The following is a 20,013-nucleotide window of genomic DNA, read 5'->3' as shown; positions in this document are numbered from 1 at the left end:
TCGCAAATCGGGAATATCATCATGAAAAAACCAGACTGTATTAAGCACTGGCGCGACATAGAAGGGCCGGATGACGCCACCTACCCCGACAGTAATGAGCTCTTTTCTATCGGTGCACCGCTGGCCCGCAGCCTTGGCCTCCGACGTATCGGCATTCATCATGAGCGTTTATTGCCCGGGCGTCGGACATCCTATCCCCATGCAGAGAGTGACGAAGAAGAGTTTATCTACGTGCTTGAGGGCTATCCTGAAGCCTGGATTAATGGCTATTTGTGGAAACTTGAACCCGGCGACAGCGTGGGCTTTCCTGCCGGAACCGGCGTCTGCCATACCTTTATCAACAACACGGATGAAGAGGTTCGATTACTGGTGGTGGGCGAGGCCAACAAGAAGCACAACCGCATCTACTATCCGCTCAATCCGGTCTATGCCGCCACGCGGGAGGATCGCTGGGTTGACCATCCTCCGCAGTTTTTTGGCCCGCATGATGGAAAACCTGTGAAAAAATAATTTCCTCTTCTATAAATATTGAAGGCCGTCACAAATTACAACAGGCCGTAAGGGAATTTCACTTAGGGAAAGAAATAGCGGGTCTTTTGCTTCTTATTCACAGCAATAGTTCGTTCCTGTTTGGGTGATAACAGACAGGGGTTATCTAATAACAAACTATTACGGGCATACTGTGAAAAAACATTTTAAATTTTCGGTGGTTAGCATTGCTGTTTCCCTGTTTATGGCAAATCAGGCGGGAGCAGCCAATACCTGGACAGAATCACGTAGCGACGCCATGGGCGGGACGGGCGTAGCCGCTGGCAGTTATGGCAGCGGAGCGTTAATCAACCCCGCGCTGCTGGCAAAGGCAAAACCGGACGATGATGTGACGGTCATTTTGCCATCCGTTGGGGTGCAGGTGACGGATGAAGACAATCTTCAGGATGAGATTGATACCATCAACGACAAAATCAATCACTATAAGGATGTGGTTGATAACCTTACGCCTATTGAAGTCATCACCAATCCGTTAGGTTCGATCAACCAGTTCCAGGGCGCGGCCAAAGATCTTGCCGATGAACTGGACTATCTCAAGGGTAAAACTGCACGTGCAACGGCAGGGGCAGGACTTGCCGTGAGTATCCCTAACGATGTGCTTTCCGTGGCCTTTATGGCCAAAGGTTATGCTCATGGTCGGGTTAGCTCATCTATCGACCAGCAAGATATTGATTATCTGCGCAGTATTCAACGAAGCGATGTGGTTGCGGCCGGTGTTGCTCTGGATGCAGCGCTGAATGGCACGGATCAGATTACCAAAAACCTCAACTCAACGGCGTCTGGCCGTGCGGCGATTGTGTCCGACTACGGTATTGCGGTTGCCCGTCAGTTCGATCTCGGGGGCATCCCGGTTTCTGTTGGCGTCACGCCAAAACTGCAAAAAACCTGGATCTATAACTACACCACTTCCATCTACGATTACGACAGTAATAAGTGGAACGATAGCCGCTACCGTACAGACGATACGGGCTTTAACGTTGATGCTGGTATTGCCGCTGATTTTGGCGAAAACTGGACGGTCGGCCTGAGCGGGCAAAACCTGATGTCACGCGATATCGACAGCAAGGATATCCGCATCCGCAACGGGCGTACGGGAGAAGTGGTGAGCTATAAAGACACCTACCAGATCCGTCCGCTGGTCACCGCGGGCGCCGCCTGGCACAACGATCTTGTTACGCTGACCGCTGATGGCGATCTGACCGAAACCAAAGGTTTCAAGAGCGAAGATACGTCGCAGTATGTTGGGGTAGGTGCTGAAGTAACCCCGCTGAGCTGGCTGGCGGTACGCGCAGGTTATCGCGCTGACGTGAAGGGTAACGACAGCAACGTCTTTACCGGTGGTGTCGGCTTCGCGCCGTTCAACACCGTGCATGTTGACCTGATGGGCCTCTACGGTGAAGACGAAACCTGGGGCGCAGGGGCACAGCTAAGCATGACGTTCTAAAGTGCACCGGAGGCGCTGCGCCTCCGGCTTTTCTTTGTGCTATACTAGCGCCCCTTTTCCACCAGATGCTTAAAACTTCGCCATGTTGTCAGAATACCAGACCGCTTTCCCAGCACACCGTTTCTCCATTGCGCCAATGCTCGACTGGACGGACAGACACTGCCGCTTCTTCCTGCGTCAGCTCTCCCGCCATACGCTGCTGTACACCGAAATGGTGACCACCGGTGCAATCATTCACGGCAAGGGCGACTATCTGGCATACAGTGAAGAAGAGCATCCGGTTGCCTTGCAGCTGGGTGGCAGCGATCCGGCCGCGCTGGCGCAGTGTGCGAAGCTGGCGGAAGCGCGCGGCTATGACGAGATTAACCTCAACGTTGGCTGTCCTTCAGACCGTGTGCAAAACGGTATGTTCGGTGCGTGTCTGATGGGGAACGCGCAGCTGGTTGCCGACTGTATCAAGGCGATGCGTGATGTGGTCTCCATTCCCGTGACGGTCAAAACCCGTATCGGCATTGACGACCAGGACAGCTACGAATTCCTGTGCGATTTCATCAACACGGTGTCCGGCAAAGGCGAATGCGAGATGTTTATCATCCACGCCCGTAAAGCCTGGCTCTCCGGCCTGAGCCCGAAAGAGAACCGTGAGATCCCACCGCTGGACTATCCGCGCGTATATCAGCTTAAACGTGATTTCCCGCATCTGACGATGTCGATCAACGGCGGTATTAAGTCGCTTGAAGAAGCCAAAGCGCACCTCGAACATATGGACGGCGTGATGGTCGGACGCGAGGCGTATCAGAACCCGGGCATTCTGGCGACGGTCGACCGTGAAATCTTTGGCGTTGACGGCGCTGATACCGATCCGGTTGCCGTCGTGCGCGCCATGTACCCTTACATTGAGCGCGAGCTGAGCAACGGCACGTATCTCGGCCACATTACCCGCCATATGTTGGGCCTGTTCCAGGGCATACCGGGGGCGCGGCAGTGGCGTCGTTACCTCAGTGAGAACGCACATAAAGCCGGTGCGGATATCGAGGTGCTGGAACATGCGCTGCGACTGGTCGCAGATAAGCGATAATTTTCGCTAAAAGATCGTCAAATTCACCACGCCCTGCATATCATTGCGGGGCGTTTTTCCTTAAGAACAATGGTTTAGTTTTGGCATGATTCTTGTAATACAGACTGTATTACTCGGGAACTGGTGGGAGAGAGCACCATGCTGGAACTACTTTTTGTCATTGGCTTTTTTGTCATGTTGTTAGCCACAGGCGTTTCGCTGCTTGGCATTCTCGCTGCGCTCGTCGTGGCGACGGTGGTGATGTTTATCGGCGGACTGTTTGCCCTGACCATCAAACTGCTGCCGTGGTTATTACTGGCCATTGCGGTGGTGTGGGCGATACGGGCGATTAAATCGCCAAAACTGCCGACTTATCAGCGCAATAACCGCTTCCGTTACTAAGGTATTGAGGGGTTCGTCACATACTTGTAACTTTCCCGGCAGCATTACTTAGAACAGAATAGGATTTACTTATCGAATCTGTCACTATGGCTGCCGCTACAGAATTCATCGAGCTGTACCCTACATACAGCCGAACTAAAAAAAGAAAGGGCTTCCCACGGGAAGCCCAATTTCTTTTTGGGGCTCAGGGAATGAGTAAACTTGAACCCTGTGTCGCCCGGCTTTCCAGCACCTCATGCGCACGCTGCGCATCGGTCAGCGGATATTTCTGCGCATCCGCCACGTCCACCTTAATCACGCCGCTGGCGATCAGCGAGAACAGCTCGTTGCTGGCTTCCTCCAGTTCTTCCCGGTTGGTGATATAGCCCTGCAGGGAAGGGCGGGTCACGTAGAGCGAGCCTTTCTGATTCAGGATGCCAAGATTGACGCCAGTGACAGCGCCTGACGCATTCCCGAAGCTCACCATCAGCCCGCGACGTTGCAGGCAGTCCAGCGACGCCTCCCAGGTGTCTTTGCCCACCGAGTCATACACCACGCGCACTTTTTTACCGCCAGTAATCTCTTTCAGGCGCTCGACGATGCTCTCTTCGCGATAGTTGATCACCTGCCACGCCCCCGCGTCCAGCGCACGCTGCGCTTTTTGGGCATTGCCCACGGTACCGATGAGTTTCGCGCCTAAGGCTTTCGCCCACTGGCAGGCAATCAGCCCCACGCCACCCGCTGCGGCATGAAAAAGAAACTGCTCGTCGGGTTTAATTTCATAGGTTTTGCGCAGCAGATAGTAAACCGTTAACCCCTTCAGGAATGAAGCGGCCGCCTGCTCGAAGGAGATAGCGCCAGGCAGCAGAGCGGCTTTATCCGCCGGAACGTTGTGGACGGAGCTGTAAGCGCCCAGCGCAGATTGCGCATACACCACGCGGTCGCCCTCTTTAATATGCTTAACCGCGCTGCCCACTTTAATGACGACACCGGCCGCCTCGGTGCCCAGACCACTCGGCATTGACGGAGGCGGGTAGAGACCGCCGCGAATATAGGTATCGATGTAGTTAATGCCGATAGCTTTGTTTTCAACCTGAATTTCGTTCTCGCCAGGCGCTGCGGGGGTAAACTCCACCGCTTTCAGTACGTCCGGACCGCCGTGTTTCTGGAACTCAATGCGCGTTGCCATGCTCCCTCCGTAAGAAAAATATGGTAATCTTTCGACCCACTCTTTATCTCGGTAACTCCATTCACTATGGCAGGAAACAAACCCTTCAACAAACAGACTGAACCCCGCGAGCGTGATTTCCAGATCGCAGGGTTAAAAGTCCCGCCGCACTCGATTGAAGCGGAACAGTCGGTGTTGGGCGGTTTAATGCTGGATAACGAACGCTGGGACGACGTCGCTGAGCGCGTGGTGTCTGAGGATTTCTACACCCGTCCGCACCGTCATATCTTTACCGAAATGGCGCGCCTGCAGGAGTCGGGCAGCCCGATTGACCTGATTACGCTCGCGGAATCGCTTGAGCGTCAGGGTCAGCTGGACAGCGTCGGCGGGTTTGCCTACCTGGCAGAACTGTCAAAAAACACGCCAAGTGCGGCGAACATCAGCGCTTATGCTGATATCGTGCGGGAACGTGCCGTCGTCCGTGAGATGATATCGGTGGCGAACGAGATCGCCGAAGCCGGTTTTGATCCGCAGGGGCGCACCAGCGAAGACCTGCTCGACCTGGCGGAGTCCCGCGTCTTTAAAATTGCCGAAAGCCGTGCGAACAAAGACGAAGGGCCTAAAAACATTGCCGATGTGCTCGACGCGACCGTGGCGCGTATCGAGCAGTTGTTCCAGCAACCGCACGATGGTGTCACCGGGGTCAACACCGGTTATGACGACCTCAACAAAAAGACCGCCGGCCTGCAGCCGTCGGATCTGATTATCGTTGCGGCGCGTCCGTCGATGGGTAAAACGACATTTGCGATGAACCTCGTCGAAAACGCCGCAATGTTGCAGGATAAACCTGTTCTCATCTTCAGTCTTGAGATGCCCTCCGAGCAGATTATGATGCGTTCTCTGGCATCGCTGTCGCGCGTGGACCAGACCCGTATCCGTACCGGCCAGCTCGATGATGAAGACTGGGCGCGTATCTCCGGCACGATGGGCATTCTGCTGGAAAAACGTAACATCTATATCGATGACTCCTCTGGCCTGACGCCGACGGAAGTGCGCTCCCGCGCGCGCCGTATCGCCCGCGAACACGGCGGCATCGGCCTCATCATGATCGACTACCTCCAGCTGATGCGCGTGCCGTCGCTCTCCGATAACCGTACGCTGGAAATTGCAGAGATTTCCCGCTCGCTTAAGGCGTTAGCCAAAGAGCTGCACGTGCCGGTGGTGGCGCTGTCGCAGCTGAACCGCTCCCTGGAACAACGTGCCGATAAACGCCCGGTCAACTCCGACCTGCGTGAATCCGGCTCCATCGAGCAGGATGCCGACTTAATCATGTTCATCTACCGTGATGAGGTTTATCACGAGAACAGCGACCTGAAAGGGATCGCCGAAATTATTATTGGTAAACAACGTAACGGCCCGATCGGGACGGTGCGTCTGACTTTTAACGGACAGTGGTCGCGTTTCGACAACTACGCCGGTCCTCAATATGATGATGAGTAATTTCTAAGGAATTCAAATGCAAGCGGCAACTGTAGTCATTAACCGCCGCGCTCTGCGACACAACCTGCAACGTTTGCGTGAACTGGCGCCCGCCAGCAAGCTCGTTGCAGTCGTGAAAGCGAACGCTTACGGACACGGTCTTCTTGAGACCGCGCGAACGCTCCCCGATGCCGACGCCTTTGGCGTCGCCCGTCTTGAAGAAGCTCTCCGCCTGCGTGCGGGGGGGATCACGCAACCCATTTTGCTGCTGGAAGGCTTTTTCGAAGCCACAGACTTGCCTACGATTGCTGACCAGCATCTGCACACGGCGGTACATAACGAAGAACAGCTGTCCGCGCTGGAAAACGCCGAGCTGAGTGAACCCGTTACCGTCTGGATGAAGCTCGACACGGGCATGCACCGTCTGGGCGTTCGCCCGGAAAATGCGGAGGCGTTTTATCAGCGTTTGTGCCGGTGCAAAAACGTGCGCCAGCCCGTGAACATCGTCAGCCATTTTGCGCGTGCCGATGAGCCTGAATGTGGGGCAACCGAGCAGCAGCTCGATATCTTTAACACCTTCTGCGAAGGCAAGCCGGGAATGCGCTCGATTGCGGCTTCCGGCGGGATCCTGCTGTGGCCGCAGTCGCACTTTGACTGGGCGCGCCCGGGCATTATTCTTTATGGCGTGTCGCCTCTGGAGAGCAAACCCTGGGGGCCGGACTTTGGCTTTAAGCCAGTGATGTCGCTGGTCTCGAATCTGATTGCCGTGCGTGAGCACAAAGCGGGCGAGCCGGTGGGCTATGGCGGCACCTGGATTAGCGAGCGCGACACGCGCCTTGGCGTGGTGGCGATGGGCTACGGAGATGGCTATCCGCGTGCTGCACCGACAGGTACACCGGTGCTGGTCAATGGTCGCGAGGTCAACATTGTCGGTCGCGTCGCGATGGACATGATTTGCGTGGACCTTGGACCCGACGCCCAGGATAAAGCTGGTGGTGATGTGGTGATGTGGGGTGAGGGCCTGCCCGTTGAGCGCATTGCTGAAATCACGAAAGTGAGTGCTTACGAACTTATCACGCGCCTGACCTCCCGGGTGGCGATGAAATACCTTGACTGAACCGTCTGTGAAGTGAGGTTATTAACCTCACTTCAACTTTATTAACATCCTCTCGACCTTCTCCCACTTCCGGTTTATTGTTGAAACTCCTGCCTCATCGAATTCCGGAGAACCATCGCGTGTTTCAGAACGTTGACGCCTATGCCGGCGACCCTATTCTCTCCTTAATGGAGCGTTTCAAAGAAGATCCTCGCAGCGATAAAGTGAACCTCAGCATCGGTTTGTATTACAACGAAGAGGGTATTATTCCTCAGTTACAAGCCGTTGCCGAAGCCGAAGCGCGTCTGAATGCGGTCCCGCATGGAGCGTCGCTCTATCTGCCGATGGAAGGGCTCAATGCGTACCGCAATACCATCGCACCGCTGCTGTTTGGGGCCGATCATCCGGTACTTGCGCAAAAACGTGTGGCGACCATCCAGACGCTGGGTGGATCGGGCGCGCTGAAAGTTGGTGCTGATTTCCTGAAAAAATACTTCCCGGATTCCGGCGTGTGGGTCAGTGACCCGACGTGGGAAAACCACGTCGCAATTTTTGAGGGCGCAGGCTTTAATGTCGAGACTTATCCGTGGTTTGACAGCGAAACCAACGGCGTGCGCGTTGAAGCCCTGCTGGAAAGACTGAAAACGTTGCCGGCGCGCAGCATTGTGCTGCTGCATCCCTGCTGCCACAACCCAACGGGTGCGGACCTCACCAATGACCAGTGGGATGCCGTCATTGAGGTGCTCAAGGCTCGCAACCTGATTCCATTCCTCGACATCGCCTATCAGGGCTTTGGCGCCGGGATGGAAGACGATGCCTATGCTATCCGCGCCGTTGCGAGTGCCGGCCTGCCTGTGCTGGTGAGCAACTCTTTCTCGAAAATCTTCTCCCTGTATGGCGAACGCGTCGGCGGGCTGTCCGTGGTCTGCGAAGATGCCGAAGCTGCCAGCCGCGTGCTGGGCCAGCTTAAAGCTACGGTGCGCCGTATCTACTCCAGCCCCCCGAACTTTGGTGCGCAGGTTGTGGCGACGGTACTCGGCGACGAACAGCTGAAAGCTAGCTGGCTTGCCGAAGTGGAATCCATGCGTAAGCGCATTCTGTCGATGCGTCAGGAGCTGGTCAACGTGCTGAAAGAGGCGGTACCGGGGCATAACTTTGATTATCTGATCAGGCAGCGCGGGATGTTCAGCTACACCGGTTTGAGCGCCGCGCAGGTCGACCGTCTGCGCGACGAGTTCGGCGTCTACCTGATTGCCAGCGGCCGCATGTGCGTCGCGGGTCTCAATGCCAGCAACGTTCATCGCGTGGCACAGGCATTTGCTGCGGTAATGTAAGTACTCACTACGGTTTCTCCCTCTCCCTGTGGGAGAGGGCCGGGGTGATGGCATCAGGCTACTCAGGTCGATGTCTCGCTTTGTGATCGTCTTCTTTTTCTTCAGATTGATAATCAAAAACTCCTTTTCTTCACCTGCCGCTGGGGTTATGGTCGGATAGTTTTTTGACCATTCACTCAAAATAAAACGATAACGAACTGAATATTCAGGGGAAAATATGCGCAAGATCACACTGGCGCTCAGCGCCGCCTGCTTATTGTTCTCACTTAATAGTGCCGTCGTCGCGCGCGCTTCTGCGCCAACGCCGCTTTACACCGGCACTACCGCTGCCATTCTTGCCGAACAGGCTCCTATTCACTGGGTATCCGTGGCCCAAATCGAAAACAGTCTGATGGGCCGCCCGCCCATGGCCGTTGGCTTTGATATTGACGACACCGTCCTGTTCTCCAGCCCGGGATTCTGGCGCGGCAAAAAAATGTATTCGCCGGACAGCGAAGCGTATCTGAAGAACCCGGCGTTCTGGGAAAAGATGAATAACGGCTGGGACGATTACAGTATCCCGAAAGAGGTCGCCCGGGCGGTCATTGCCATGCATGTGAAGCGCGGCGACAGCATTTACTTCGTCACCGGTCGTAGTCAGACCAAAACAGAAACCGTCTCCAGAACCCTGCAGGATGATTTCCAGATCCCGGCTGCCAACATGAACCCGGTCATTTTTGCGGGTGACAAAGAAGGGCAAAACACCAAAACCCAGTGGCTGGAGAAGAAAAACATCAAAGTGTTCTATGGTGATTCGGATAACGACATTACCGCGGCGCAGGATACAGGAGCCAGAGCGATCAGGGTGTTACGCGCCTCTAACTCGACCTATCGACCGCTGCCGATGGCCGGAAAATTTGGCGAAGAGGTGATTGTTAACTCGGAGTATTAAGCGTCTGGCCGCGAGTTTGATTCTTTTTTAATCAAATCTCGCTGCGGCGGGTTTTACCTTTCGACTTCTTGCTGCACACTTAGAAAGGTTCATCTTTCTAAACGGAGCAGCACATGTGGTATCAACAGACCCTGACCTTAAGCGCTAAACCCCGCGGGTTTCACCTGGTGACGGAGGAAGTCATCGGGCAAATCCGCGATTTGTCGCGCGTCAGAACGGGTTTACTGCATCTGCTGCTTCAACACACGTCAGCCTCCCTCACGCTTAATGAAAATTGCGATCCCACTGTCCGGTCTGATATGGAAAACCATTTTCTGAAGAGTGTCCCGGACAACGCCCCCTATGAGCACGATTATGAGGGCGCAGATGACATGCCTTCGCATATCAAATCTTCTCTGCTCGGGGTATCGCTGATGCTGCCGGTACACAACGGGCGGCTACTGCTGGGAACGTGGCAAGGGATCTGGCTTGGAGAACATCGCATTCACGGTGGTTCGCGTAAAATTATCGCAACGCTACAAGGGGAATAATGATGACAATTTCGGAGCTACTTCAGTACTGCATGAGTAAACCTGGCGCGGAGCAGAGCGTGCATAGCGACTGGAAAGCCACGCAGATAAAAGTGGGAGATGTGCTGTTTGCGATGGTGAAAGAGGTCGAAGGCCGCCCGGCCGCGTCGCTGAAAACCAGCCCGGAGCTGGCGGATTTGCTACGTCAGCAGCATGATGATGTGAGGCCGAGCAAACACCTGAATAAGGCGCACTGGAGCACGGTTTATCTGGATGGCTCCCTGCCCGGCTCGCAAATTTACTATCTGGTGGATGCGTCTTATCAACAGGCAGTAGAGCTGCTGCCGGAAGCGACCCGACAACAACTCTCCGTCTGACATTACAGCAACGGTTTAAGGAAGCGCGCGGTGTGCGAGGCTTCGCACTCTGCAACGGTCTCCGGCGTACCGGAGACGAGGATTTCACCGCCGCCGCTGCCGCCTTCCGGGCCGAGATCGACAATCCAGTCCGCGGTTTTAATCACGTCCAGATTATGTTCGATGACCACAATCGTGTTGCCCTGATCGCGCAGCTGATGCAGCACGTCGAGCAACTGCTGGATATCCGCAAAGTGCAGACCGGTAGTCGGCTCATCCAGAATATACAGCGTCTGACCGGTGCCGCGTTTGGAGAGCTCACGCGCCAGCTTCACGCGCTGGGCTTCACCGCCCGACAGCGTAGTGGCGGACTGCCCCAGACGAATGTAGGTCAGACCGACGTCCATCAGGGTCTGCAGCTTACGCGCCAGCGCAGGGACGGCGTCAAAGAACTCGCGCGCCTCTTCGATGGTCATGTCCAGCACTTCGTGGATGGTCTTGCCTTTGTACTTAATTTCCAGCGTTTCGCGGTTATAGCGTTTACCTTTGCACTGGTCGCACGGGACGTAGATGTCCGGCAGGAAGTGCATCTCAACTTTGATGACGCCATCGCCCTGGCACGCTTCACAGCGGCCGCCGCGCACGTTAAAGCTGAACCGTCCCGGCGTGTACCCGCGTGAACGCGCTTCCGGTACGCCGGCGAACAGTTCACGTACGGGCGTGAAGACGCCGGTATAAGTCGCCGGGTTCGAGCGAGGGGTTCGGCCAATCGGGCTCTGGTCAATGTCGATAACCTTATCGAAATGTTCCAGCCCCTGAATGTCTCGGTACGGCGCGGGCTCGGCCAGCGTCGCACCGTTCAGCGCCGTCTGCGCAATCGGGAACAGGGTATCGTTAATCAGCGTCGATTTACCGGAACCGGACACGCCAGTGATGCAGGTAAACAGGCCAACCGGTAGCGTCAGCGTCACATCTTTCAGGTTGTTGCCGCGCGCGCCGGTCAGCTTCAGCACTTTTTCCGGATCTGCCGCTACGCGCTGTTTTGGCACCTCAATCTTACGCTTGCCGCTCATGTACTGGCCGGTCAGCGACTCGGGTACCGCCATAATATCTTTCAGCGTCCCTTCCGCGACCACCTGACCGCCGTGTACGCCCGCGCCAGGACCAATGTCGATCACGTGATCCGCAGCGCGAATCGCGTCTTCGTCGTGCTCCACCACAATCACCGTGTTACCGAGGTTGCGCAGGTGGACCAACGTGCCGAGCAGACGTTCGTTGTCGCGCTGGTGCAGGCCGATTGACGGCTCATCCAGCACGTACATCACGCCCACCAGGCCTGCGCCAATCTGGCTGGCCAGGCGGATACGCTGGGCCTCACCGCCGGACAGCGTTTCTGCCGAGCGGGAAAGCGTCAGGTAGTTCAGACCCACGTTCACCAGGAACTTGAGACGATCGCCAATCTCCTTCAGCACTTTTTCAGCGATTTTCGCGCGCTGACCGGAGAGCTTCAGGTTGTTGAAGAAGTCCATCGCGTGGCCGATGCTCATGTCTGAGATGGTCGGCAGCGCCGTGTTTTCGACAAAGACATGACGCGCTTCGCGACGCAGACGCGTGCCTTCACAGGTGGCACAGGAGCGGTTGCTGATGAACTTCGCCAGCTCCTCGCGTACCGCGCTGGATTCGGTCTCTTTGTAGCGGCGCTCCATATTGTGCAGCACCCCTTCGAACGGGTGGCGACGCACGGAGGTATCACCGCGATCGTTCATGTATTTGAACTCGATGTTCTCTTTACCGGAACCGAACAGGATCACTTTGTGCACGTTCGGGCTCAGGCTGGCCCATGGCGCTTCCACGTCGAACTTATAGTGCTCCGCCAGCGATTTCAGCATCTGGAAGTAGTAAAAGTTACGCTTATCCCAGCCGCGAATGGCGCCGCCTGCCAGCGACAGCTCAGGGTTCTGGATCACGCGGTCCGGGTCGAAATACTGCTGTACGCCCAGGCCGTCGCAGGTTGGGCATGCGCCTGCCGGGTTGTTGAACGAGAACAGACGCGGTTCCAGCTCGCGCATGCTGTAGCCGCAAATCGGGCAGGCAAAGTTGGCGGAGAAGAGCAGCTCTTCCGCTTTTGGGTCGTCCATATCGGAAACAACGGCGGTACCACCGGAGAGTTCCAGCGCCGTTTCGAACGATTCCGCAAGACGCGTCGCGAGGTCTTCACGCACCTTAAAGCGATCGATCACCACCTCAATGGTGTGCTTTTTCTGCAGCTCCAGTTTTGGTGGATCCGACAGGTCGCACACTTCGCCGTCAATACGGGCGCGGATATAGCCCTGGCTTGCCAGGTTCTCCAGCGTTTTGGTGTGTTCGCCTTTACGCTCTTTAATAATTGGCGCCAGCAGCATCAGGCGTTTGCCTTCCGGCTGCGACAGCACGTTATCCACCATCTGGCTCACGGTCTGCGCCGCCAGCGGGACGTCGTGGTCCGGGCAGCGCGGTTCACCCACGCGCGCATACAGCAGACGCAGGTAGTCGTGAATTTCAGTAATGGTACCGACCGTTGAACGCGGGTTATGCGAAGTCGACTTCTGCTCGATGGAGATCGCAGGCGATAACCCTTCAATATGATCGACATCCGGTTTTTCCATCAGCGACAGGAACTGACGCGCGTACGCGGAGAGAGATTCAACGTAACGACGCTGTCCTTCGGCATACAAGGTGTCGAAAGCCAGTGAGGATTTGCCAGACCCCGAAAGCCCGGTCACGACGATGAGTTTGTCGCGAGGGATTATGAGGTTGATATTTTTGAGATTGTGGGTGCGGGCGCCCCGAACTTCGATCTTATCCATTCACCTTTCCCGGTTGAAACACGGATTGCCTGGTTTGTTTGAAGGACAAACGGCTGTCAGAAACGGCTAATTATGACACAATTTAACCTGTTTGAATATACAGTATTGGAATGCATTTTATGATTCGCTGTGTAACAATGTTCAGTTCGCGCGCGAACTCTGGAAGATACTACGCAACTATCAAAGTGGCGTCTGGAAATGGTACACTCGCGCGTTTACACTATTAAGAAACGTATTCAGGAGACACGAACATGGCCAGCAGAGGCGTAAACAAGGTGATTCTCGTCGGTAATCTGGGCCAGGACCCGGAAGTACGCTACATGCCGAGTGGTGGCGCAGTTGCCAACATTACGCTGGCTACTTCCGAATCCTGGCGTGATAAAGCGACCGGTGAGATGAAAGAGCAGACTGAATGGCACCGCGTGGTGCTGTTTGGCAAACTGGCAGAAGTTGCCGGTGAGTATCTGCGTAAAGGTTCTCAGGTCTATATCGAAGGCCAGCTGCGCACCCGTAAATGGACCGATCAGTCCGGCGCTGAGAAGTACACCACCGAAGTTGTGGTAAACGTTGGCGGTACCATGCAGATGCTGGGCGGCCGTCAGGGCGGTGGCGCGCCAGCAGGTGGCGGTCAGCAGCAGCAGGGCGGTTGGGGTCAGCCTCAGCAGCCACAGGGCGGCAACCAGTTCAGCGGCGGCGCACAGTCTCGTCCGCAGCAGCAGTCTGCTCCGGCACCGTCTAACGAGCCACCAATGGACTTCGACGACGACATCCCGTTCTGATCAACGGATGCTCAAACAAAAAACCCAGACATCGTCTGGGTTTTTTGTTTATACAGGAATCAGGTAATCACCATTGGCCAGTCTGGTGGCTGGTGGCTCATTGCCTCTACCATCACGACTTTAATATTTTCCCAGACAGCGGCAATATCCAGCAGGGTGATGCCCAACAGGCCCGTTGCGAACCAGCAAGCCGCGCCAAGTCCCAGCAGAGTGCTGATGACCGCAAGACCCGCGTAGTCAGATTTACGAAACTGAATGTTCAGCGTGCTGGCTAAAAACATCAGTACCGCGCTCAACAAAGGCCAGCGCAGGAGAACCATGCTGGTAGTAATGGTTGCCATAGAACCCATCCTCTACAAAACAGACGAACTGAATGAAACGGTGTTTCTCGTTACAGAATATGTGTGAACTATATCACATTTGTTGATTTATTCGCCAGCGTCTGAGCGTTCAAAATGGGGATTTTATTACGCAAAAAAGGCGATGGTGCCGGGTACCTGGGTCCCGATACCTGGCTGAGCGGACACACGATGGGCCAGCCACGAGGTTTTTATAAGTGGCACGTTATTTTTTGCTCATCCTGAAAATAATGTGGTAATAGCCGGGCATTTATAAAACATCGATTCTCTGTTGTGTTATCTTCAAACCCCACATGTGCGCTGGATAATTATTTCCCTTAATTGAAACGGAACGAATACTTACAGTTTAGCTTACGGGAAAATATTATCGTCATAACGAAATTTAAGATTTTTAATACTAAAAGTCAGTTGCTAACTTCGCATGATTCATGCAACGTAATCACCTGTTTAACAAAGCATCCGGCCTTCATTACTACAGGCGTACAACATGCAGGGATATAGGGCGGGAAATGAATCGTAGCGCGCGGCGCAAAATGCTCAGGGTAGTAGGGATCATCATGGTAGTTATGCTGCCGGTGATGCTTGCCCTATGGTTTGCCCAGCTAAGAGCCGTGTCGGAAACAAGCGCTCAGCTCCGTACATTTGCTGAACTGGCTTTAGACAAAACAGAACTGGTTATTCAACAAGTTGATCTGGCCCGGGACGAGGCCGAAAAATATCAGGGTAAACTTTGTACACCGGAACATCGCCAATATATGTTGAACGTTGTGCGTGGCCGCCTGTTTGTCGCTGATTTAATTTATGCAGAAGGTCAGAATTTTCTTTGTTCAACCGTTTTTACGCCGGACCAACCTTACGCGATCCCGATTGCCAATTACACCCGTAAACCTGACATCGCTATCTATTATTTTCGCGACACGCCATTTTATACTGGCTATAAAATGACATATATGCAGCGTGGAAATTATGTCGTGGTGGTCAATCCGCTTTCTTACAGCGAAGTGATGTCTACCGATCATTCTCTCTCCTGGGGAGTGTACGACACGGTAACCAATGCATTCTTTTCCGTTAGCCAGAAAGCTAATCCTTCTTTATTAAATTCGATGATTCAGGATAAGGAATCGGTATTTCAAAAAGATAACCGTTTCTATACCGTCGTGAAATCACCAAAACGGCCGATTGCCGCTATCGTGTCGACGTCAAATAAGCGTTTTTACGAAACGCTCTACCATCAGGCGACGTTGACGCTGCCGCTGGGGATGATCTGCAGCATTATTATTTTGCTGGTATGGTCGCGGACGCACCGCGAGCTTAATTCGCCAGGGCGGTTGCTGCATCGGGCGTTGCACAAACGACAGCTTTGCCTGCACTACCAGCCGATTATTGATATCAAGAACAACCAGTGCGTGGGGGCAGAGGCGTTGTTGCGCTGGCCGGGTTTCAACGGACAGGTGATGAGTCCGGCTGAGTTTATTCCGCTGGCTGAAAAAGAGGGAATGAGCGAGCGGATTACGGATTATGTCGTTGAGGAGGTATTCAGCGATCTGGGTCATTTCCTGGCTGAGCATCCGCATCTCTATATTTCAATTAACCTGTCGGCCACGGATTTCCACTCCTCACGGCTGATCGCCATGATTTCTGACAAGGCGCGCCACTATGCCGTCCGTGCTCAGCAAATCAAAATCGAAGTGACGGAACGTGGGTTCATTGATGTGCCAAAAACCACACCGGTGATTCAGGCTTTCCGGCAGGCGGGTTATGAAGTGGCGATCGATGATTTCGGGACCGGTTACTCGAACCTGCACAATCTCTATTCGCTGAACGTCGACATTCTGAAAATCGATAAATCGTTTATCGATACTCTAACGACCAACAGCACCAGCCATCTGATCGCCGAGCATATTATCGAGATGGCGCAAAGCCTGCGGCTTAAAACCATTGCGGAAGGGGTCGAAACGGCAGAGCAGGTGAGTTGGTTGCTGAAGCGCGGCGTCCAGTTCTGTCAGGGATGGCACTTCGCGAAAGCGATGCCGCCCCAGGAATTTATGACCTGGCAGCAGCAACCTTTGCACTAAGGGTGATTAATTCAACTGGTGGCGATAGTCGCTCGGCGTACGGTCAAACTCGCGGCGAAACACGCGGGAAAAGGTTTGTTGCGACACATAGCCAAGATCCATCGCGATATCAAAAATCGGTCGCTGCGTTGAGCGTAACGCCTGCGCCGCCAGCAGTAATCTGCGCTGACGAATGTACTCACCCAGGGTTTGATGCATAACCGTGCGGAACATTCTCTGTAAATACCATTTCGAATAGCCCGACTTTTTAGCGACCACATCGATGTTCAACGGTTGATCGATATGATCATCAATCCATTCAATAAGTGTCTGAATAATCTGCTGATGCGACATAAGGTTGCCCCTCTGTAGATACAACTTTCTTGGTTGATTCGTCGTTTTCTCTGCGGGGGAGTATAATTCCTCAAGTTAACTTGAGGTAAAGAGGTTTTATGGAAAAGAGATTGCCGCGTATTAAAGCGCTTTTAACCCCCGGCGAAGTGGCAAAGCGAAGCGGTGTTGCGGTATCGGCGCTCCACTTCTATGAAAGCAAAGGGTTAATTAAAAGCATCCGTAACGGCGGAAACCAGCGCCGCTATACCCGTGACGTTCTCCGTTATGTGGCGATTATCAAAATTGCGCAACGAATCGGCATTCCCCTGGCGACGATAGGTGAGGCGTTTGGGGTGTTGCCGGAGGGCCACACGCTGAGCCCGAAAGAGTGGAAAGAGCTCTCCTCCCAGTGGCGTGAAGAGCTGGACAGACGTATTCATACGCTGGTTGCGCTGCGCGATGAACTGGACGGTTGTATCGGCTGCGGCTGTCTGTCCCGCAGCGACTGCCCGTTGCGGAACCCTGGCGACAGGCTGGGCGAGCAGGGGACAGGGGCGCGGCTGCTGGAGGAGGAGTAAGTCTCTGCGGCCTGCGCGTCGGGTGGCGGCTGCGCCTTACCCGACCTACAAAAACCACATTCTCGAACGTAGGCCGGGTAAGGCGCAGCCGCCACCCGGCATACACACGCACCCTATAAAGAACTAAAGCGCCACTAAGGGCGCTTTAGTTTTTCCCGGTCTTTGTCTTTCTCTCTATCCCGCTGGTTCACGGGAGGGTTTCCCCCGACATCAGCACCCCTCGTGTCGAGCTGGTTGGTGAGGTTCCGGATTGTGCTGACACTTTAATTCTATGCAAGCCCCGTTTTTTCGCCAGCGTCGCTGACCGGTTTTTAGCCGAATTTTTTTCGCGGTGTTGTTCAATTTTCTATAGTTAAAAAGTATGAATCACAGGAGAAGACCATGCTCACGGTACATCACCTTAACCAGTCGCGCTCACATCGTGTGATCTGGGCGCTGGAAGAACTCGCCCTGCCTTATGAGATCGTTCACTACCAGCGCGAAAAGAACATGCTGGCGCCGGAGGCTCTCAAAAAGGTGCATCCGTTGGGCAAATCACCCATCATCGAAGATAACGGACTGATCCTCGCGGAATCGGGTGCCATTCTGGAGTACCTCCAGGAAACCTATGATGCCGAATCGCGCCTTAAGCCGTTAGATCCGGCGCATAAGGTGCAATACCGCTTCTGGCTGCATTACGCGGAAGGATCGCTGATGCCACTGCTGTTAATGAAGCTGGTTTTCAACAGCCTCGGCAAGCCGCCCGTGCCGCCAGGCATCCGACTCCTGGGCAAGGCGCTGGGTAAGGGGGTGCAGAAAGCGTATCTCAATCCCCAGTTGGAAACGCATGCGCGCTTTATTGATTCGCATCTCGCTCAAAACAGCTGGTTTGCCGGGGACGCGCTCAGCATGGCCGACATTCAGATGAGTTTCCCGATCTTTGCCCTGCTGGCGCGTGGGGGCATCGACAATCTGCCGCATATTGAGGCCTGGAAGCAAAAGGTCGATAACAGTCCCGGCTGGAGGCGAACCCTGGAACAGGGTGGGCCATTATCCATCCCGGGTGAGGATTAAATGTAAACAAATTGCGCATAGACGATAACGTTTGCGCATCCTCTGTTTATTTCTTCAGCGTCATAAGCGAATTTTAGCGAAAAACGATAAAGTTCAGTTGAAAAGGGCGGTGTTTAGGCTGGATAATCGTTTGCCTTAATTTGACCACCCGTTTTTAAGCGCGGAGCTAAACGTTTGCTTTTTTTGTGACGCCCTTTCGTCGCAAACGCAAGACAAGGATTTGACGTTTAGCTGGCAGTGGCGTCTCCACCACGCTTATGAACGTTCTATAAAAACTCTCAGGGGATGTTTTCTATGTCTACGCCATCTGCGCGTACCGGCGGTTCACTTGACGCCATGTTTAAAATTTCGGCTCGCGGCAGCACCGTGCGTCAGGAAGTTGTTGCCGGTCTGACAACGTTTCTGGCGATGGTTTACTCCGTCATCGTTGTGCCGGGCATGCTGGGTAAAGCGGGCTTCCCGCCAGCAGCTGTTTTTGTCGCGACCTGCCTGGTAGCCGGTGTGGGCTCCATTGTGATGGGGCTGTGGGCGAACCTGCCGCTGGCGATTGGTTGCGCCATCTCTTTGACCGCGTTCACCGCGTTCAGCCTGGTGCTGGGTCAGCAGATCAGCGTACCGGTCGCACTCGGCGCCGTGTTCCTGATGGGTGTGCTGTTCACCGTTATCTCTGCTACCGGCATTCGTAGCTGGATTTTGCGCAACCTGCCGCAGGGCGTGGCGCACGGCACCGGTATCGGCATCGGTCTGTTCCTGCTGCTGATTGCCGCTAACGGCGTGGGCCTGGTGATCAAGAACCCGCTGGACGGCCTGCCGGTGGCGCTGGGGCATTTCGCGAGCTTCCCGGTGATCATGTCGCTGATCGGTCTGGCGGTGATTATCGGTCTGGAAAAACTGAAAGTGCCGGGCGGCATTCTGCTGACCATTATCGGTGTATCCATTGTCGGCCTGATTTTCGATCCGAACGTCCACTTCTCCGGTATTTTCGCCATGCCGTCGCTGAGCGATGACAAGGGCAATTCTCTGATTGGCAGCCTGGATATCGTTGGTGCGCTTAACCCGGTAATCCTGCCAAGCGTGCTGGCGCTGGTGATGACCGCCGTGTTTGACGCAACCGGTACGATTCGCGCGGTGGCCGGTCAGGCTAACCTGCTGGATAAAGACGGTCAGATTATTGATGGCGGCAAAGCCCTGACGACTGACTCCCTGAGCAGCGTCTTCTCAGGACTGGTGGGCGCAGCGCCTGCGGCAGTGTATATCGAGTCCGCAGCGGGCACGGCAGCAGGCGGTAAAACCGGCCTGACGGCCATCACCGTCGGCGTGCTGTTCCTGCTGATCCTGTTCCTCTCTCCGCTCTCTTATCTGGTACCGGCTTACGCGACCGCGCCAGCGCTGATGTATGTCGGCCTGCTGATGCTGAGCAACGTGGCGAAGATCGACTTTGCGGATTTCGTGGATGCCATGTCTGGCCTGATTACCGCCGTGTTTATCGTGCTGACCTGTAACATCGTGACCGGCATCATGATCGGTTTCGCGTCGCTGGTCATTGGTCGTCTGGTCTCTGGTGAATGGCGCAAGCTGAACATCGGCACCGTGGTGATCGCCGTTGCGCTGGTGGCATTCTACGCGGGCGGCTGGGCCATCTAAGTTGTCCATTGATGCGAAAACGGGTGGCTCAGGCCGCCCGTTTTTATTTTCAGAGCTCATCCC

19 protein-coding genes are annotated in these 20,013 nt (G+C 54.7%); 15 read left to right on the top strand and 4 right to left on the bottom strand.

The window, feature by feature from the left end; all coding sequences use genetic code 11:
- Positions 1-21 precede the first annotated feature (21 nt).
- From O1723_RS20105 to pspG, 4 genes are all read left to right on the top strand, one after another.
- Complete coding sequence (locus tag O1723_RS20105) at positions 22-510, top strand: cupin domain-containing protein (protein WP_014882141.1); 489 nt, start codon at positions 22-24, stop codon at positions 508-510.
- A gap of 223 nt (positions 511-733) precedes the next feature.
- Positions 734-1,993, top strand: coding sequence for a conjugal transfer protein TraF (locus tag O1723_RS20100; RefSeq protein WP_176602214.1), 1,260 nt, complete (start codon positions 734-736; stop codon positions 1,991-1,993).
- 82 nt (positions 1,994-2,075) lie between these two features.
- Positions 2,076-3,071 (top strand): tRNA dihydrouridine(20/20a) synthase DusA, encoded by a 996-nt coding sequence (dusA, locus tag O1723_RS20095; protein WP_014882143.1) that lies wholly within the window; start codon positions 2,076-2,078, stop codon positions 3,069-3,071.
- A 138-nt stretch (positions 3,072-3,209) separates the two neighbouring features.
- Positions 3,210-3,452 (top strand): envelope stress response protein PspG, encoded by a 243-nt coding sequence (gene pspG, locus O1723_RS20090; protein ID WP_014882144.1) that lies wholly within the window; start codon positions 3,210-3,212, stop codon positions 3,450-3,452.
- A 184-nt stretch (positions 3,453-3,636) separates the two neighbouring features.
- Here the strand turns inward: pspG and O1723_RS20085 are convergent, their stop codons facing one another.
- Entirely contained in the window at positions 3,637-4,620 is a 984-nt protein-coding gene (locus O1723_RS20085; protein ID WP_014882145.1) for a quinone oxidoreductase, read from the bottom strand.
- Between the two features lie 66 nt (positions 4,621-4,686).
- Between O1723_RS20085 and dnaB the strand changes: the two genes are divergently transcribed.
- The 6 genes from dnaB to O1723_RS20055 all read left to right on the top strand — a co-directional run bounded on the left by dnaB (position 4,687) and on the right by O1723_RS20055 (position 10,325).
- Entirely contained in the window at positions 4,687-6,099 is a 1,413-nt protein-coding gene (gene dnaB, locus O1723_RS20080; protein ID WP_023336601.1) for a replicative DNA helicase, read from the top strand.
- Positions 6,100-6,115: 16 nt separating this feature from the next.
- A complete protein-coding gene (alr, locus tag O1723_RS20075; RefSeq protein WP_023336602.1) occupies positions 6,116-7,195 on the top strand; it encodes an alanine racemase in 1,080 nt (359 codons plus the stop codon).
- A 119-nt stretch (positions 7,196-7,314) separates the two neighbouring features.
- Positions 7,315-8,508: an aromatic amino acid transaminase gene (gene tyrB, locus O1723_RS20070; RefSeq protein ID WP_023336603.1), complete on the top strand. Its 1,194-nt coding sequence runs from the start codon at positions 7,315-7,317 to the stop codon at positions 8,506-8,508.
- Between the two features lie 217 nt (positions 8,509-8,725).
- Positions 8,726-9,439 carry an acid phosphatase AphA gene (gene aphA / locus O1723_RS20065; protein WP_014882148.1) on the top strand — a complete coding sequence of 238 codons (714 nt, stop codon included), beginning with the start codon at positions 8,726-8,728 and terminating at the stop codon, positions 9,437-9,439.
- A 113-nt stretch (positions 9,440-9,552) separates the two neighbouring features.
- Positions 9,553-9,969: a secondary thiamine-phosphate synthase enzyme YjbQ gene (locus O1723_RS20060; RefSeq protein ID WP_014882149.1), complete on the top strand. Its 417-nt coding sequence runs from the start codon at positions 9,553-9,555 to the stop codon at positions 9,967-9,969.
- A 2-nt stretch (positions 9,970-9,971) separates the two neighbouring features.
- Positions 9,972-10,325, top strand: coding sequence for an MmcQ/YjbR family DNA-binding protein (locus O1723_RS20055; protein WP_032645130.1), 354 nt, complete (start codon positions 9,972-9,974; stop codon positions 10,323-10,325).
- A 2-nt stretch (positions 10,326-10,327) separates the two neighbouring features.
- Here the strand turns inward: O1723_RS20055 and uvrA are convergent, their stop codons facing one another.
- The gene (uvrA, locus tag O1723_RS20050; protein ID WP_023331804.1) at positions 10,328-13,150 is read right to left on the bottom strand and encodes an excinuclease ABC subunit UvrA; all 2,823 of its coding nucleotides are present in this window, start codon (positions 13,148-13,150) and stop codon (positions 10,328-10,330) included.
- A 251-nt stretch (positions 13,151-13,401) separates the two neighbouring features.
- Between uvrA and ssb1 the strand changes: the two genes are divergently transcribed.
- Positions 13,402-13,929: a single-stranded DNA-binding protein SSB1 gene (ssb1, locus tag O1723_RS20045; protein WP_014882152.1), complete on the top strand. Its 528-nt coding sequence runs from the start codon at positions 13,402-13,404 to the stop codon at positions 13,927-13,929.
- A gap of 59 nt (positions 13,930-13,988) precedes the next feature.
- On the opposite strand, the gene O1723_RS20040 is transcribed toward ssb1, so the two are convergent.
- The gene (locus tag O1723_RS20040) at positions 13,989-14,270 is read right to left on the bottom strand and encodes a YjcB family protein (RefSeq protein WP_014882153.1); all 282 of its coding nucleotides are present in this window, start codon (positions 14,268-14,270) and stop codon (positions 13,989-13,991) included.
- 527 nt (positions 14,271-14,797) lie between these two features.
- Here O1723_RS20040 and O1723_RS20035 point away from each other — a divergent pair.
- Positions 14,798-16,363, top strand: coding sequence for an EAL domain-containing protein (locus O1723_RS20035; protein ID WP_023336605.1), 1,566 nt, complete (start codon positions 14,798-14,800; stop codon positions 16,361-16,363).
- 6 nt (positions 16,364-16,369) lie between these two features.
- Here O1723_RS20035 and soxS read toward each other — a convergent pair whose 3' ends face one another.
- Positions 16,370-16,696, bottom strand: a complete 327-nt coding sequence (gene soxS, locus O1723_RS20030) for a superoxide response transcriptional regulator SoxS (RefSeq protein WP_008503387.1) — start codon at positions 16,694-16,696, stop codon at positions 16,370-16,372.
- Positions 16,697-16,794: 98 nt separating this feature from the next.
- Between soxS and soxR the strand changes: the two genes are divergently transcribed.
- The 3 genes from soxR to ghxP all read left to right on the top strand — a co-directional run bounded on the left by soxR (position 16,795) and on the right by ghxP (position 19,950).
- The gene (gene soxR, locus O1723_RS20025) at positions 16,795-17,253 is read left to right on the top strand and encodes a redox-sensitive transcriptional activator SoxR (RefSeq protein ID WP_014882155.1); all 459 of its coding nucleotides are present in this window, start codon (positions 16,795-16,797) and stop codon (positions 17,251-17,253) included.
- Between the two features lie 381 nt (positions 17,254-17,634).
- Positions 17,635-18,306, top strand: coding sequence for a glutathione S-transferase family protein (locus O1723_RS20020; RefSeq protein WP_023336606.1), 672 nt, complete (start codon positions 17,635-17,637; stop codon positions 18,304-18,306).
- Between the two features lie 294 nt (positions 18,307-18,600).
- Positions 18,601-19,950: a guanine/hypoxanthine transporter GhxP gene (ghxP, locus tag O1723_RS20015; protein ID WP_014882157.1), complete on the top strand. Its 1,350-nt coding sequence runs from the start codon at positions 18,601-18,603 to the stop codon at positions 19,948-19,950.
- Positions 19,951-20,013 lie beyond the last annotated feature (63 nt).

The sequence above is a fragment of the Enterobacter cloacae complex sp. HYC080_NIDB genome (genome assembly GCF_056673325.1).
Note: the sequence above shows the minus strand (reverse complement) of the source record. Positions and strands in the feature narration are given on the sequence as shown.